The following is a 15666-nucleotide window of genomic DNA, read 5'->3' on the forward strand; positions in this document are numbered from 1 at the left end:
GAAAAAACCTTGAAGAGCATCTTTTGCCAACCACCGGCAAATGTCAAGGGGGGCTACGCCATGTATAATGCGGATTTTGCCAAATAAAGCAGGAACACCACATGTATGAGGTTCTGACCCCGGTCAGCGAGATGCTGAGCCGCAATCTGGACACCCTGTGCCACCAGCCGCTGCTGGTGTGCGGCCTGCTGGAAGACGACCTGCCCGGACTGCTCGCCGAACACGGCCCGGCGCCGCGGGTGTTTACCACCGACTTTCGCTACTTTCAGTGGTTGAGCACACGAAACGGCGTTAAACCCGAGTTTGGCGCCCTGCCCGCCAGTGAGCCCGCCGCCGGCCTGCTGCTGCTGATGCCCAAGGCCAAGGCCGAGGCCGAATACCTGCTGGCCGCCTGCCTGCCGCTGCTTTCTCCCGGTGCGCCGGTGTTCATGGCCGGCGACAACAAGGGCGGCGTCAAGGCCGCGCCCAGGCTGCTGGCCCCCTGGTGTGAACAGGTCAACAAGCTCGACAGCGCCCGTCGCGCCAGCCTCTACCAGGCCGAGTTGAGCCGACCGGCCCCGCAGTTGCAGGCCGGCAACTGGGTTCACCGTTACGCGCTGGCGAAAGAGCGGCTGACCGTGTGCACCCTGCCCGGCGTGTTCAGCGCCGATCACCTGGATGCGGGCACCCAACTGCTGCTGGACAACGCCGGAGTCCTGCATGGCCGGGTGCTGGACTTCGGCTGCGGCGCCGGAGTGATTGGCGCCAGCCTGCTGCAACGCAACCCCGACATTGAGCTGGAGCAGATCGACATCAACGCCCTGGCGCTGGAGGCCAGTCGCCTGACCCTGGCCGAAAACGGCCTGCAGGCAAAAGTGTACGCATCCGACGGCCTGGACCAGGTGCAGGGCCGTTTTGACTGCATCATCAGCAACCCGCCCTTCCACGCCGGTCTCAAGACCTTTTACCGCACCACCGAAACCCTGCTGCGCGAGGCCAGAAATTACCTCAGGCCCGGCGGCAGCCTGCTGCTGGTGGCCAATGCCTTTCTGCCCTACCCGGAGCTGATTGAGCAACACTTTGGCCGGTGTGACACCCTGGCCGCCAATGGCCGCTTCAAAATCTACCGGGCGCAGGCCTGAAACCTGCAAAACTGAAGCATTTTTAAGCAAACGGCCACCAGGGCCGTTTTTTTATGTTTTTTCTAAAAAATGCGTATTGACGGCCGGTAAAAAATCTATAGAATTCGCAGTCCTCAGCACGGGCGAGGGTGGCGGAATTGGTAGACGCGCTAGCTTCAGGTGTTAGTGTCCTTCGGACGTGGGGGTTCAAGTCCCCCCCTTCGCACCACACTGAGAAACAAAAAATTTGAGCCTGCGAGGGTGGCGGAATTGGTAGACGCGCTAGCTTCAGGTGTTAGTGTCCTTCGGACGTGGGGGTTCAAGTCCCCCCCTTCGCACCAGGCTTAATGGCCTGCGAGCGGCTCAAACATCAGCATGGTGGCCCATGTAAAACAGCCGGACAATCAGGTATGCGAGGGTGGCGGAATTGGTAGACGCGCTAGCTTCAGGTGTTAGTGTCCTTCGGACGTGGGGGTTCAAGTCCCCCCCTTCGCACCACGATTGTTGTTTCAATACTCCCTTCTTTTTTCATGTTCTATCGTTCCAGCTTTTTACGGGTGATGATTCATATTTGAATTCTTCCTGTTCGCCACTCAGGCATAATCGCTCAGCATCATCCCCAGAGTCATTCCCAGCCCCGCCAGCCCGCCCACCGGCAGCCAGTACCAATGCCGACTCACCGCGGGCATGGCCAGCAGCAGTGCAAACAGCGCAAAGCCCGCGCTCAGCCACAGGGTGAGCGACGACGCCGGCACCCACCACACCAGGGTTAGCCACCCCACCACCAGTAACACCACCAGTAACACCACCATAATCACCTCCTTATCACGCGAGTGATAATAGTTATCAGTTGCGTTACTGGCAAGGCATTTATGATGCCCGGGTGAACAGGGCCACGGTTTCCACATGCATGGTATGGGGGAACATGTCCACCGGCGTGGCCCCGGCCAGGGTAAAGCCGTGCTCGTTCAGCCAGGCCGCATCCCGCGCCAGACTTTTGGGATTGCACGACACATACACCAGCCGCGCCGGGCGCATCTCGGCCAGGGTATTGAGCAGTTGCTCATCGCAGCCCTTGCGCGGCGGATCCACCACCACCACGTCGGCGGTCACTCCTTGCCGGTACAGCTCAGCCACCCGCAGCTCGGCAGCCCCACAATGAAAGCTGACGTTGGCGATGCCATTGCGCACGGCATTGCGCTCGGCGTCGGCCACCGCCTCGGGCACCAGTTCAATGCCGTGCACATGGGCGGCATGGGGCGCCAGAAACAGGCTGATGGTGCCGATGCCACTGTAGAGATCAAACACCGTCTCGGTACCCGAGAGTGCCGCCAGGCGCACCGCTTCCCGGTACAATGTTTCGGTCTGGCGCGGGTTTATCTGGTAAAACGACAGCGCCGAAATATCAAACTGCAGCTCGCCCAGGGTGTCGGAAATGGTGTTCTCGCCCCACAGGGTGCGCACCTGCTCGCTCAGTATGCGGTTGCCGGCGGCACCGTTCAGACAAAGCTGCACGCTGGCCATGCCGGGCACGTGGATAAGCCGCTCCACCAGTGCAGCCAGAGCTTCTTCGGCAGGCTCTTCCGCCACCACCAGCACCACCATCAGCTCACCGCTGTGCACGCCGTCACGCACCATCACATAGCGCACACAGCCACTGTGGTGGGCCTCGTTAAAGGCCGGCACCGCCTGATCCCGCATCCATTGTCGCACCAGAGCGGTGATCTCGGCGGTCACCGGGGCCTGCACCCGGCACTGCTCAATTTCCACCAGCCGGTGGCTGTGCTTGGCATAAAAGCCGATGCTGGGGCCGGGCTGCACCGCAAACTGGGCCTTGTTACGGTAATGAAAGGGCTCGCTCATGCCCAGAATGTCGCCCACCGGGCAGTTCAGACCCCGCTCTTCCAATGCCGCCAGCAGCAGGCCGCGTTTGAGTGCGCACTGTGCGGTGTAGTCCATCACCCTGAGCTGGCAGCCGCCACAGGCGGTGTGCGGGCAAAAGTCGGCACAGCGGCCCGACGCCGGCGCCAGCACCCGCCGCAGTTCGGCCTGGGCATAGCGGGGTTTGGCCAGGGTCACTATCGCCTCCACCTCATCGCCGGGCAGGGCACCGGCCACGTAAACGGGCTTGCCGTCATGGCTGGCGATGCCATCGCCCTTGTCGGTGAGGCTGTGAACGGAAAGGGTAAGCAACTGGCCGGTCTTGAACATGATATGCACTCTGGTAACTACAAACACCGGCCGAAACCGGACAAGGGGCAATTTTACCCGAGCCGCCGCCTTGGCAACAGCCCGCCGGCCTCTGCGATGAAAGTGCGGCTACAAGTGGCGCCAGTGCTGGGCTATGCTGGCGACCGAGCACACATAATAGACAACGACAAGGACTTCTCATGGGCACCCAGCGCGACACCCTTTTTCGCTATCTCACCATGCTGCAACTCATTCCCCGAGCCCCTCACTACCGGGCTACCACTACCCTTAAAGACATGCTGGAAGAGCGGGGCTTCAAGGTGGAGCTGAGAACCATTCAGCGGGATCTGGAAAGATGTCGAGCCATTTTCCGCTGCACTGTAATCAGAACGAGCGTCCCTTTCGCTGGTCATTTGATGCCGGTTTTAAAAGCGGCCTGCCGGCCATGGACACCGCCACCGCCCTTACCCTGGTGCTGGCGGAGGAATATCTGAAGAGCCTGTTGCCGCCCATTGCCGTAGACCGGCTCGGTCAACAGTTCGACAGCGCCCGCAAGTTTCTCGATGGCCTGCAACAAAATGGCTATGCCGACTGGGCCCGGCGAGTGCGCGCCATTCCCGATAGCAAAGCGCTGTTGCCGGCACAGGTGGATGCCGGCGTGTGGCAGGGCATCAGCGATGCCCTGCTCAACCGCCATACTGTAGATGTGCATTATCTCAGCCGGCAAAAGGGCGAAATAAAGCAATACACCCTGCATCCGCAGGGGCTGGTGGCACGCCACAGCGTCAGCTATTTGCTGGCCACGGTGAACGACTATAACGACGTGCGTCAGTTTGCCCTGCACCGGATCAGGCAGCTGAGGCCGGGCCGGATGCCGTTCCGGCAACAACCGGAATTCAGCGTGGAAAGCTATATCACCCATGGTGGCTTTGATTATCCTCTGGGGACCAGGCAGGTAGAGCTGGTGGCTCGTATTTCACCGGATCTGGCCTGGCGGCTGAGAGAGACACCGCTCAGCGAACAACAACAGCTCTCTGCCCCCGGCGATAATGGCCGTATCACCCTGGCCGCCACCGTGCCCAACGATCAGCAAACCCTGTGGTGGCTGACCGGATTTGGCCCCAGAGTGGAAGTAGTGCAACCGACCGAGTGGCGCCGTATCCTGGCCGAGCAGGCCCGACAAATGCTGGAACAATACGCCGGGCCGGCAGACGATACACAGGGTCGCCTGGATCGAACAGCATAGCCGCACCATCCCACCACCTTATGCAGGAGGCCATCATGCCCTTTAATCCGCTGGAATGGATAGTATCCACCAATGCTCACTACCAGCCACAGCGTCGCCCTTGTCTGGAGCTGAAGGCACAGCTGGACGGCTTTTTCAGCGACGAACTGCTCGCTTCCGCCGGCTTTGTGATCCTTGATGAACTGCCCTCGCCGCCCCGCGCACAGGTAGCAGCACTGGGCCTGGATGAATTGCTCTCGCCCTCGGCCATGGGCCTGACCCTGGCCGATACCTATTACCTCAAGCCTCCGGCGGCCGGACAACTGCGAGTACATTTTCACGAGCTGGTGCATGTGGTGCAGTGGCAAGCCTTGGGCACCGCCCGCTTTGTGGAACGCTACTTACAGGAAATTCGTCAGCATGGTTACCGCCAGGCACCACTGGAGCAAATGGCCTACGAACTGGAACACCGTTTTGCCCTCAACCCAGGTAGCCATTTTGATGCCCAGGCGCGCGTACTGAGCCTGCTGGGGCTGTACTAACTGATTGCGCAGAGTATACCTCCAGCACACTGGCAGTGTTTTTCGTTGCCAGGGCTCAGTGGGCAAAACGCTTGGCGGCAGTGAAACTCCAGAGCATGACACTGCCTCATTCGGAACAAGCGACGCCGAATGACGCTCCTCTGGCATAGGGTTAAGGCATTCGCCCCTTTCCCCACCAAGGAGCCAACCGATGGCTATTCCAGTGGAAATGCTGAACTTGATCGTGCCTATTCACCTGATTGAACAACACTACCCGGGCGGCTGGGAGCAATGCCGTCGGGATCATCAAGATTGCCCCAGCGCCTGGCATGACGAACAGCTGTTTCGCCTGGGCGCCATGAACGGTATGGACATGATGCTGATGCTCGAACACTGGAAAGAGCTGGGGTTCAAGGCGCACTTTGGCTGCGGCAAGCCCAGCCGTTGGCGGGAGTTGTGCATCGTGGATATCCGCGGTCCCACCCTGCCCTGCAACTGGATAACCGTGGATTTGAAAGCGAGAACCGCCTCATTCAAACCAGATACGGCTGCCGGCCATTCCCCCAATCACAGGATCACTACAATGAATAATCCCGAGGCCGAACGGATTTCCCGGCTGCTGTTTGACGCCGATCCCATGCATACCTGCTGCCGGCAAAACGATTGTATTGATGAATACGATGCCATTGCCGCCGATATCATTCATGGACTTGCCCAGGGCAAGCCACTGAAACAGGCGATAAAACAGGCTCTAACCCATGCCTTTGGCAAAGAGCTGGCAACGCGTAGTGCCGTGCAGCGTACCCTGACAAGGCCGGCTGGTATCGGGTGATGAGCGCATCGTAAAGCCGGCTGATTTGTTCATGGCTTTGCCGGCGATAATCCACGGTTTCGCAGTGCTTGTGCGGGTGGCTGATGGCAGTGTACTTGGTGGTCTCGTTATCGGAGTCCAGACCGTGAAAGAACAGGATCATGAGGTGTCCTCTGGATTTAAGATGTAGTGTAGCTGTACTCAGTGACATGAAAGCATCACCTATACACATTAAAAAACCGTGGTCTACATTCCCAATAAAACTTTTCAAACAACCATCAACCCCACAAACTTAAAAAACAAGAGCTTGCCATTTACCACAACCAAATATATAAAGTAACAATCCTACAAGACACACAAATATTAAATAACTCTTTCCGAGAGGCTGAGTATGTTTATAATTGACCCTTGCTCAAATCGCATAACCCCTGTCCCTTCAAAAAAATTTAATGAGTTAGGTTTTACCGAGCGCCAACACCTGCAAGAATGGCTAGAACACCACCCAGAAGCTCTATCAACAGGGAAGGACGATGAGCTGTTGATTATTCAAAAAGAGTTCGATGGCTTCGATGACACCCGCGAGCGGCTAGACCTGCTGGCCATCGACAAAAGTGGAAATTTAGTGATCATCGAGAACAAGCTGGATGACAGCGGTCGCGATGTTATATGGCAGGCACTCAAATATGCCGGCTACTGTGCTAACCTTAAAAAGCTACAAGTAGTCGAAATATTTCAACGATATCTCAATAAAAAGGCTCAGTTAGAAGGAGGCGAGGCAGCGCATGCCGATAAAATTCTGGTGGAATTTTTACAGGTTGATGACTTAGAGTCTATGCAGATTAACACGCAGAAAAGCCAGCGTTTGATCTTTGTGGCAGCCAACTATCGAAAGGAAGTCACCAACACAGCATTATGGCTAAGTCAGTTTGGCATCTCTTGTCAGTGTTTCAAGGCAACACCTTACCAAGCGGCAGATCAGTTATTTCTTAGCATAGAGCAAATCATCCCTCCTCCTGAAGTAAGCGACTTCATGATTGGAATAATGGACAAGGAGGACGAAGAAAAAAGCACTACCAATGAGCTCAAGCATCGCCATCGACTACGCCTTGAATTCTGGCAGAAAGTGTTGGACGGTCTGCACGCATCGTCATGTAATCTCTACAACAACATCAGCCCAAGCAAGGAGAACTGGCTGCCGGCTAGGCCTGGCATTCCGGGAGTTTCTTATGTTTTGATTTTTGGAAAAAACGAAGTTCGGGTTGAGCTTTATATTTACCACCCTGAAACCGAAAAAAACATGATGATATTCCAACAACTCAAAGAGCAACAAGATTCCATTGAAAAGTATTTTGGAGCACATCTTGATTGGCAACCACTCCCCAATCGGAAAGCCTGCCGCATTCAGTACGCAATGCCTGTAGATGGCTACGATAAGGCCAACTGGCCAGAAATGGTTCAATGGCTAATAGAACATATAGTCCGACTTGAGGAAGCCATGAAAAAACCTCTGGAGCAGGTAAAACTGGCGCTGGGAAAGACAGTTTAAATATTACAAATTTTGGCGGGTAGAGTACCCGCTTTTAAAGTAGATTCAGAAGTATTACCAGATGCTCCCCATTGCATCTCCCTCGAACATCTGAAAGAGACCTTCGGCACTTTCTGAATAATCATAGAGAGGTGCTCTAAGACGCCGCCCAGCAAAAGTGATCGGCTTTCAGGGTCGATTCCCCCTGCCAGCGGTAGGCGCACAGCTTGCCGCCGTGTCGGGCGGCCACGCTGTAGTCGAGGCAGGCAATATGTTCGGTCAGCGGCGCCGGCGTACCATTCAGCCAGTAATGGCCTACAAATACCGGCTTGTGGCCATCGTAGCCGGGCAGCATGCCCACCGGAACTCGTTTATCGGGAATGGAGGCCATCGCCTCGGACGGCACCAGGGCCAGCTCCCGATAAGTTTGTAGCTGCTGACTCCACCATCGGGTTCGAATATGGCGACGCGGGTGCTTGTCCTTGTCATAAAAGCAGTGCCCTGTCGGCAGTTCGATTTCCAGCCCCTTGAGCAGGGTTTCCGCCGCATCAAAGGCCGCCGAGCCAGGAAGCGCCAGTGCCGGCCAGGCATCAGGCAGTATGCGCCCCTCCCCGTCCAGTCTGGGCGCCAACGCCGCCATCTGCCCCGGATGCCAGCAGGCATGCACCACTCGCAGTTTCGGCAAGTCCAGGTAGAGCGGCAGGGTTTTAAACCAGGCAATATGCTCCAGGTGCAGGGCGCTGTTTTCACCCACCTGCTCCAGATAGGCTTTGTGCTGACTACGATTCTTGGCACTGTGTGGGCGCAAATATTCGCCCGGCCCCCCGGGGGCGAGGCGTGGCCCAGGCCACGGCGTTGAACTCGTGATTGCCCATTATCGCCAGCGCCTGCCCCTGCTCCACCATGGCCCGGGCAATGGCCACCACTTCCACCTGCTGCGGACCGCGATCCACAAAATCCCCGAGAAAAATCACCCGGCGCTGCAGATGCCGCCAGCATCCCCGTTCCTGCCCGTAGCCCATTTGCGTCAGCAGGGCCTTCAGTTCATTGGCGTGACCATGAATATCACCAATCAGATCGTACATGCGTCCCCTTCCATGATGAATGCTCTGTGCGGCCAATCCTGACCGCATCGAGCGACGTTAGATGTCGCCCGGGCGATAAAGAATAAAAAATGCTTCTATGGCCAATTCGCCACCGTACCGATACCTTAAACGCTAAAGCCTCAAACAGGTATGGCCCAGCAACATCAAGCGCCTGCACAAGGAGAGTCACCATGAACCAGATCACGCCACCAGCCCTGTTCGATTGCCTGCAACACCGCCACAGCGGCCAGCAACTGAGGGTGATCCAGCGCCGTCTTGATGGCCTGGCGCCCATGGTGTGGGCCCTGGATGGACAGGGCCAATTACATGAGCTGCCCATGGGTCCCGAGCTCGCCGAAACCTGGCACCGGCATAATCCCCCCGTGCTGGATAATCAGGATCCCGCCCGCATGCTTGGCTGCCTTCTGGCCGGTGCCGCCGGCGATGCTCTGGGGGCACCGGTGGAGTTTATGAGCTGGCCCGAGATTGAGCGCACTTTTGGCCCCGGGGGTATTCGCACCATGGCCGAGGCCTATGGCCGGCGCGGCGCCATTACCGATGACACCCAGATGATGCTGTTTACCGCCGAAGGCCTGTTGCGTGGCCAGGTAAGAGCGAGAGCCCGCGGCCTTTGCTCCCCCTACAGCGTGATCCACAATGCGCTGCTGCGCTGGCTGCTGACCCAGGGTCAGTCGCCGGCCGCTAATGTGAGCAGAAACGGCTGGTTGATAAAGAAACGCCGGCTCTGGGCCAGACGCGCACCGGGCAACACCTGCCTGAGCGCCCTTGCCGCCAGCACCCACTTTGGCGAATGGGCACAAAACAACAGCAAGGGCTGTGGCGGCGTGATGCGGGTAGCGCCCTGCGCCTTTTTTGATAATGCCTTTGAGCTGGCCAGCGACAGCGCCCGTCTGACTCACGGTCACCCCAGCGGGTATCTGGCCGCCGGGCTGTTTGCCGACATATTGCATCGCCTGTGGCAGCACGGTTGCTCTCTGGAGGCGGCCTGTACCGGCGCCCTTGCTGCCCACGACAAACAGCCCGGCATGGAAGAAACCCGCCAGCTGATAGAGCATGTACTGAAGTGTTACCGGCGGGACGAAAAACCCACGCCTCGCAGCATAGAGCAACTGGGCAGAGGCTGGGTGGCGGAAGAAGCCCTGGCCATTGGCCTGTGGTGCTCCCTCTGTGCCGGCAGTCTGGAAGAAGGCATTATTCTGGCGGTCAACCATAGCGGCGACAGCGACAGCACCGGCCTGATTGCCGGCAACCTGCTGGGTCTGATCCATGGCCCACAGGCCATTCCAGCCCACTGGCTGAAAGAGCTGGAGCTGAAAGACGTTATCACCCAGGTGGCGGCAGATATCAGCTTTGTGCCCCTGCGTTTTTGGGATTACGACGAAGACGACACCGATGTGTCCGACTGGATCTGGCAGCGCTATCCGGGCGGGTAAGCCTGCCATGGTGTCAGCTTGAGCCGGCCAATCCCGCTTCCTGCACCCAGTAGGGAATGCCCCGCCGGGTCCAGCGGGCAAATTTGAGTTTTTCACCCAGATAGAAATTGCGGTAGGCCTGCACCGCATCGCCAGGCACCTTGTACTGTTCCGGCATGGCCTGGGCAAATGCGGTCAGGCCGGTGGACGGGTACTCGAACTGCTGTATCTGCGCCAGCACCGGCATCGACTTGTGATCCTGCTCTTTGCGATAGCGATAGCGGTATTCGGCGTTCAGTGCGCTAGTGAGCCGGATCAGCCACCGAAAGTTATCATACGATTCTTCTACCCAGAGCACGCTGGGGTGCTTGATATGGGTGGACTTGTAGGGCGTCTCAAAGCCCTTTTTGTTCAGCGCGGTGCACAGGATCTGCACGCTTTCGAGGATCATTTTGACCACATGTTGATCGCAGTGATACTCGGCACAGCGTTCTATGTTGTTGTCCAGAATGAAAATATTCACAAATATCGTCCCGTTTGAACACGGTATGATTGTGAAAGCGAACACGGGGCAGGGCAAGAGGGCAGAGCGCGAGGTGGTCAGCAAAAGCCGGTATTCGGGCACAAAAAAACCCGATGAAATCGGGTTATTTGTTGGTAGCAGTGGCCGGACTCGAACCGGCACGCCCGAAGGCAAGTGATTTTGAATCACTCATGTCTACCAATTCCATCACACTGCCACCGGTAGACTCACCATGAGTGAGCGGTTGCATTATACCCCTCCTCCCTGCCCCCGCAACCGGATTATGAGCCGGCAGGCGCCGAGTGAGCATTATTTGCGCGGACAGCTTTGGCTTTTTCGCGCCGTCGCTTTTGCTAGAATGCACCCTTCGTTAACCAAAGGAATATGACTGGTGGCTTCTTCTTATGCGGGTTTGCCCCGGGCCGGGGTGCTGCGTCGCCTGGGCGCCTGGCTGTACGATTTTCTGGTGGTGGTGGCGCTGCTGATGGTGGCGGGCTTTATCTGCTTCGGACTCACCGCCCTGGCGCTGCATCTGGGCTGGATTGGTCTGGGCCGGCATGAAGATACCGCCGCCCTGCTGAGCGCCAGCCGCGGCTATCAGCTGATTTTGCTGGGCGTGGTGCTGGGCTTTTACTGCTGGTTCTGGCGCACCAGCGGCCAGACCCTGGGCATGCGTGCCTGGCGGCTCAGAGTGCAGAACACCGACGGCTCGCGGCTGACCCTGGGCCAGTGCCTGGTGCGCGCCGTCACGGCGCTGCTGGGGCTGGGCAATTTCTGGATATGGCTCAATCCGCGCAGCAAGCTGGCGCTGCAGGACAAGCTGGCCCACTGTGAAATGGTGGTGCTCACCAAGGAGCAGAACAAAGAACTGCTGAGCCGCTGATGTTGTGAGGGGTGAAGGGTAAGGAGTGAGGAGCAAAAACACGCCTCACCCCTGCCTCCTCCCCCTCACTTTTAAGCCCGGCGGTTAAGCAGAAACAGCGCCACGCCAATAAACAGCAGGCTGGGGCCCAGGGCACCGATAACGGGCGGTACCTCATACACCAGGCTGATGGGGCCAAACACCTCGTTAGCCACGTAAAAGCCGAAACCGAACAGAATGCCCATCAGCAACCGGGCTCCCATGGTCACGCTGCGCAGGGCACCAAAGACAAAGGACGAGGCCAGCAGCATCATGGCAATCACCATCACCGGCTGCAGTGCCTTGCGCCAGAACTCCAGGGCGTAAAGGCTGGCGTCCTGCCCGTTGTCTTCCAGGTAACCCTGGTATTCCCACAATCCGCGCATCGACAGCTCCGCCGGCTCAATGGCCACCACCCCCAGCTTGTCGGGCGTCAGGCTGGTTTGCCAGCGGCGGCTGGCCTGCTGCTCGGTAATAATGGACTCGCCGTGGTTAAACAGGGTGTCGGTCAGGTTCAGCAGCGTCCACTCGCCGTTGTGATACTCGGCGCTGGCGGCCTGGGTAATGCGCTCAAGGCGCAGCTCGTCGTCGAAGTAATAGAGGGTGATGTTGCTCAGGGTACCGTCGCGCCGGGCCTGACCGATGTTGATATAGGCCTCGCCATCCCGGGCCCAGACACCGTTCACCGACAGCACCACCTGGCCACCGGAGCGGGCCTGAGTGCGCAGGTCATCCGCCGCCAGCTTGGTGGCCGGGGCCAGGTACTCGCCGATCAGCATGATCACCAGCATCAGCGGTACCGCGGTTTTCAGGGCGCTGGCCACAATGTTGAAACGGGAGTTGCCCGCCGCCTGCATCACCACCAGCTCGCTGGAGCTGGCCAGCTGCCCCAGGCCGATCAGGCCGCCCAGCAGCGCCGCGATGGGAAAGAACAGCACGATTTCCTTGGGCATGGACAGCAGCACATAATAAAAGGCGGAGAGCAGGGTATAACTGCCCTCGCCCACGCTGCGCAGCTGCTCCACGTAACGGATGATGGCCGACAGCCCCACCAGCACGAATTCGCACAACAACATGGCCATCAGCACGGTGCGGCCAATGTAACGATCGAGAATATTAAACATCAGGCGGCCTTGCTCCGTGTGAGTTTTTGCCGGGTACGGTTCCACCAGGCGGTTTCCGCCAGGTTAAGGGGCAGCGCCACCAGCAGCAAAAACGCCAGCGGCACCGTATACAGGCCGGGTGCCGGCGGCAGGCTGCCTCCTTCCACCGCCGAGCGGGACGCGGTTTGCAGCAGAAAATAAGCCAGATACAGCAAAATGGCCGGCAGCAGCTTGGCATAGCGTCCCTGCCGCGGATTGACTACCGACAAAGGGACCACCACCAGGGTGAGCACCAGCATCGACAGCGGCAGCACCAGCCGCCATTGCAGCTCGGTGCGCTGCTGCAGATCGTCGGCGTTCAGCAGCTCCCGGCTGGGCATGGATTCAATACGGCTTTGCGCGGCCTCGATTTCCGAGGGGCGGATATAGGCGCTGTATTCATCAAATTCGGCCACATCGAACTCCCGGTTGCCCGGGGTGCCGCTGTAGCGGCGGCCGTGTTCCAGGGTCAGCCACTGGCCGTCATCCTGCTCATGCAGCCGGCCGCCGTCGGCCACCACAATGGCCGGCGCGCGCTGGGCCTGGCCCTGCTGCACCACAAACAGCCGGTTAAGCCGGTTACCGCCGTCGTCGCCTTCTTCCAGCTCTTCCACATAGCCCACAATGCGGCCGCCATCCAGGCTCATGAAACGGGCCTCGCGCAGCACCGCAAACCCCGGGTCGGCCTTGACCTCTTCCCGCAACTGAAACACCTGGCTCTTGGCCCAGGGGTTGAGCCACAGCGAGTTGAACAGCGCCAGCGCCGTCCACACCAAAGCCAGCACCAGAGTGGTACGCATAATGCGCCCCGGGCCCATGCCCACCGCCTTCATCACCGTCATTTCGCTTTCGGCGTAGAGCCGGCCATGGGCAAACAGAATGCCGATAAACAGGCTGACCGGCAGCATCAGGGTGGCCATCTCCGGCAGGTTGAGCAGCAGCAGCCTGCCCACCAGCGCACCGGGGATCTCCCCGCTGGCGGCCTTGCCCAGCACGTCGATAAAATTCTGGCTGATAAAGATGAGCAAAAGCACAAACAGCACGGCCAGCTGAGTCTTCAGGGTTTCCCGAAACAAATAGCGGAATGCAATCACGGTTAATCCCAGTGTAAACTTGTCTTTTTTAATGGAAACGCTTAACAATAAGCGTAAAATCACGATTTTCGCATATTAACTGTGCGAAATCCGGCGCCTTGGCGATGCTCGTCATTATCGTTCATTCGGCGCCCATTGTCTTCAGGCTCAGGAGAATCCATGGAGTTCAGTGTAAAAAGCGGTAGTCCCGAGAAACAGCGCAGCGCCTGCATCGTCGTGGGCGTATACGAACCGCGCCGGCTGTCGCCGGTGGCCGAACAGCTCGACAAGGTCAGTGACGGCTACCTCAGCTCACTGCTTCGCCGCGGTGATCTGGAAGGCAAGCCCGGCCAGACCCTGCTGCTGCATCAGGTACCCGGCGTGCTGGGCGAGCGGGTGCTGCTGGTGGGCTGTGGCAAGGAGCGCGAGCTGGATGAGCGGCAATACAGGCAGATCATTCGCAACACCATCAGCACCCTGAACGACACCGGCTCCATGGAGGCGGTGTGTTTCCTCACCGAGCTGCACGTCAAGGGCCGCGACACCTACTGGAAGGTGCGCCAGGCGGTGGAAACCACCCTCGCCAGCCTGTACAGCTTTGACCAGTTCAAGACCAACAAGGCCGAGCCGCGCCGGCCGCTGCGCAAGCTGGTGTTCAATGTGCCCACCCGTCGCGAGCTGACCATTGGCGAGCGCGCCATCGCCCACGGCCTGGCCGTGGCCCGGGGCGTACGGGTATGCCGCGACGTGGCCAACATGCCCCCCAATGTGTGCAACCCCGCCTATCTGGCCTCTCAGGCGCGCCAGCTGGCCGACGCCTGGGACAACATCAGCACCCGGGTGATCGGCGAAGAGGAAATGGCCGAACTGGGCATGAATGCCTACCTGGCGGTGGCCCGGGGCTCCCACAATGAAGCCATGATGTCGGTGATCGAGTACAAGGGCCATCCGGACCCCAACGCCCGTCCCATCGCCCTGGTGGGCAAGGGCCTGACCTTTGACGCCGGCGGCATCTCGCTCAAGCCCGCCGAAGCCATGGACGAAATGAAATACGACATGGGCGGTGCCGCCTCCGTGCTGGGCACCATGCATGCCCTGGCCGAGCTGCAGTTGCCGGTGAACGTGGTGGCCATTCTGGCCGGCTGCGAGAACATGCCCGACGGCAACGCCTATCGCCCCGGTGACATTCTCACTACCATGTCCGGCCAGACCGTGGAAGTGCTCAACACCGACGCCGAAGGCCGGCTGGTGCTGTGCGATGCCCTCACCTTTGTGGAGCGTTACGAGCCGGAAGCGGTGATCGACGTGGCCACCCTTACCGGGGCCTGCATCATCGCCCTTGGGCACCATACCTCCGGGCTGCTGGCCAACCACAACCCCCTGGCCCACGAGCTGCTCAACGCCTCGGAGCAGGCCGGAGACCGGGCCTGGCGCCTGCCCATGAGCGATGAATACCAGGAGCAGCTGGAAAGCCCCTTTGCCGACATGGCCAACATCGGCGGCCGGCCGGCGGGCACCATTACCGCCGCCTGCTTCCTGAGCCGGTTCACCAAAAAGTACAACTGGGCCCACCTGGATGTGGCCGGCACCGCCTGGCAAAGCGGTAAGCAAAAGGGCGCTACCGGCCGTCCGGTGCCACTGCTGACCCAGTTTCTGCTGAACCGCGCCGGCGCCCTGAACGTCGAAGAATGACATGAGCACCGGCTGTTTCCACCTGTTGCCCAACGACGACGCCGGCCTGCTGGAGCAGTGGGTGTGCCGGCTGGCCACCGACTGCTACCGCCAGGGACTGGGGGTGTTTATTTACACCCTCGACCAGGCCCTGGCCGAGGCCATTGACGAACGCCTGTGGCAACAGGAGGCCGACAGCTTTGTGGCTCACAACCTGCAGGGCGAAGGCCCGCGCCAGGGCGCACCCGTGGTGATTGGCTGGCAACCGCCCCAAGGCGGGCGCGCCGTGCTGATCAACCTGGCACCCGAGGCCCCCGCCTTTGCCCGCCGCTTTGGCCAGCTGCACGACTTTGTGCCGTCCTCCGACCCCGGCAAACAACAGGCCCGGGAGCGCTTCAAGGCCTACCGCCAGGCCGGCTTTGAGCTGACCACGGCGCCGGTACCACTTCCCACTCAAGATGTATAA

General features: G+C 59.3%; 16 protein-coding genes and 4 tRNA genes. 12 read left to right on the forward strand and 8 right to left on the reverse strand.

Features of this window, described 5'->3' with window-relative positions; translation table 11 throughout:
* The first annotated feature begins 101 nt into the window (after window positions 1–101).
* The 4 genes from rsmC (at window position 102) to PU634_RS13455 (ending at window position 1598) form a co-directional block, all read left to right on the forward strand.
* Window positions 102–1121: a 16S rRNA (guanine(1207)-N(2))-methyltransferase RsmC gene (gene rsmC / locus PU634_RS13440; protein ID WP_306761296.1), complete on the forward strand. Its 1020-nt coding sequence runs from the start codon at window positions 102–104 to the stop codon at window positions 1119–1121.
* Window positions 1122–1243: 122 nt separating this feature from the next.
* A tRNA-Leu gene (locus tag PU634_RS13445) sits at window positions 1244–1329 on the forward strand.
* A gap of 26 nt (window positions 1330–1355) precedes the next feature.
* A tRNA-Leu gene (locus tag PU634_RS13450) sits at window positions 1356–1441 on the forward strand.
* Window positions 1442–1512: 71 nt separating this feature from the next.
* Window positions 1513–1598, forward strand: a tRNA-Leu gene (locus tag PU634_RS13455).
* Window positions 1599–1693: 95 nt separating this feature from the next.
* Here the strand turns inward: PU634_RS13455 and PU634_RS13460 are convergent.
* Window positions 1694–1912 carry a hypothetical protein gene (locus tag PU634_RS13460; RefSeq protein ID WP_306761297.1) on the reverse strand — a complete coding sequence of 73 codons (219 nt, stop codon included), beginning with the start codon at window positions 1910–1912 and terminating at the stop codon, window positions 1694–1696.
* A gap of 58 nt (window positions 1913–1970) precedes the next feature.
* Window positions 1971–3311: a 23S rRNA (uracil(1939)-C(5))-methyltransferase RlmD gene (rlmD, locus tag PU634_RS13465; protein WP_306761298.1), complete on the reverse strand. Its 1341-nt coding sequence runs from the start codon at window positions 3309–3311 to the stop codon at window positions 1971–1973.
* Between the two features lie 334 nt (window positions 3312–3645).
* Between rlmD and PU634_RS13470 the strand changes: the two genes are divergently transcribed.
* The 4 genes from PU634_RS13470 to PU634_RS13485 all read left to right on the forward strand — a co-directional run bounded on the left by PU634_RS13470 (window position 3646) and on the right by PU634_RS13485 (window position 7393).
* Window positions 3646–4536 carry a helix-turn-helix transcriptional regulator gene (locus PU634_RS13470; protein WP_306761299.1) on the forward strand — a complete coding sequence of 297 codons (891 nt, stop codon included), beginning with the start codon at window positions 3646–3648 and terminating at the stop codon, window positions 4534–4536.
* Window positions 4537–4571: 35 nt separating this feature from the next.
* Window positions 4572–5057, forward strand: coding sequence for a hypothetical protein (locus PU634_RS13475; protein ID WP_306761300.1), 486 nt, complete (start codon window positions 4572–4574; stop codon window positions 5055–5057).
* A gap of 190 nt (window positions 5058–5247) precedes the next feature.
* Window positions 5248–5868 carry a hypothetical protein gene (locus tag PU634_RS13480; RefSeq protein WP_306761301.1) on the forward strand — a complete coding sequence of 207 codons (621 nt, stop codon included), beginning with the start codon at window positions 5248–5250 and terminating at the stop codon, window positions 5866–5868.
* Between the two features lie 370 nt (window positions 5869–6238).
* Window positions 6239–7393 (forward strand): DUF4268 domain-containing protein, encoded by a 1155-nt coding sequence (locus PU634_RS13485; RefSeq protein ID WP_306761302.1) that lies wholly within the window; start codon window positions 6239–6241, stop codon window positions 7391–7393.
* Window positions 7394–7529: 136 nt separating this feature from the next.
* Here the strand turns inward: PU634_RS13485 and PU634_RS13490 are convergent, their stop codons facing one another.
* Both PU634_RS13490 and PU634_RS13495 read right to left on the reverse strand, forming a co-directional pair.
* Window positions 7530–8180, reverse strand: coding sequence for a metallophosphoesterase family protein (locus PU634_RS13490; protein WP_306761303.1), 651 nt, complete (start codon window positions 8178–8180; stop codon window positions 7530–7532).
* Window positions 8152–8457: a metallophosphoesterase gene (locus tag PU634_RS13495; protein WP_306761304.1), complete on the reverse strand. Its 306-nt coding sequence runs from the start codon at window positions 8455–8457 to the stop codon at window positions 8152–8154. Before PU634_RS13495 ends, PU634_RS13490 begins: the two co-directional genes overlap by 29 nt.
* A 191-nt stretch (window positions 8458–8648) precedes the next feature.
* On the opposite strand from PU634_RS13495, the gene PU634_RS13500 reads away from it, so the two are divergent.
* The gene (locus PU634_RS13500; RefSeq protein WP_306761305.1) at window positions 8649–9911 is read left to right on the forward strand and encodes an ADP-ribosylglycohydrolase family protein; all 1263 of its coding nucleotides are present in this window, start codon (window positions 8649–8651) and stop codon (window positions 9909–9911) included.
* Window positions 9912–9924: 13 nt separating this feature from the next.
* Here the strand turns inward: PU634_RS13500 and PU634_RS13505 are convergent, their stop codons facing one another.
* Window positions 9925–10413, reverse strand: a complete 489-nt coding sequence (locus PU634_RS13505) for a pyrimidine dimer DNA glycosylase/endonuclease V (protein ID WP_306761306.1) — start codon at window positions 10411–10413, stop codon at window positions 9925–9927.
* Window positions 10414–10545: 132 nt separating this feature from the next.
* Window positions 10546–10630 (reverse strand) — tRNA-Leu (locus PU634_RS13510).
* 174 nt (window positions 10631–10804) lie between these two features.
* Between PU634_RS13510 and PU634_RS13515 the strand changes: the two genes are divergently transcribed.
* Window positions 10805–11296 (forward strand): RDD family protein, encoded by a 492-nt coding sequence (locus tag PU634_RS13515; RefSeq protein WP_306761307.1) that lies wholly within the window; start codon window positions 10805–10807, stop codon window positions 11294–11296.
* Window positions 11297–11367: 71 nt separating this feature from the next.
* Here PU634_RS13515 and lptG read toward each other — a convergent pair whose 3' ends face one another.
* Both lptG and lptF read right to left on the reverse strand, forming a co-directional pair.
* Complete coding sequence (gene lptG / locus PU634_RS13520; RefSeq protein ID WP_306761308.1) at window positions 11368–12438, reverse strand: LPS export ABC transporter permease LptG; 1071 nt, start codon at window positions 12436–12438, stop codon at window positions 11368–11370.
* A complete protein-coding gene (gene lptF, locus PU634_RS13525) occupies window positions 12438–13550 on the reverse strand; it encodes an LPS export ABC transporter permease LptF (RefSeq protein WP_306761309.1) in 1113 nt (370 codons plus the stop codon). Before lptF ends, lptG begins: the two co-directional genes overlap by 1 nt.
* 159 nt (window positions 13551–13709) lie before the next feature.
* On the opposite strand from lptF, the gene pepA reads away from it, so the two are divergent.
* Both pepA and PU634_RS13535 read left to right on the forward strand, forming a co-directional pair.
* Window positions 13710–15221 carry a leucyl aminopeptidase gene (gene pepA, locus PU634_RS13530; RefSeq protein WP_306761310.1) on the forward strand — a complete coding sequence of 504 codons (1512 nt, stop codon included), beginning with the start codon at window positions 13710–13712 and terminating at the stop codon, window positions 15219–15221.
* Window position 15222: 1 nt separating this feature from the next.
* Complete coding sequence (locus tag PU634_RS13535) at window positions 15223–15666, forward strand: DNA polymerase III subunit chi (RefSeq protein ID WP_306761311.1); 444 nt, start codon at window positions 15223–15225, stop codon at window positions 15664–15666.

Source organism: Oceanimonas pelagia (assembly GCF_030849025.1).
Taxonomy (GTDB): Bacteria; Pseudomonadota; Gammaproteobacteria; order Enterobacterales; family Aeromonadaceae; genus Oceanimonas; species Oceanimonas pelagia.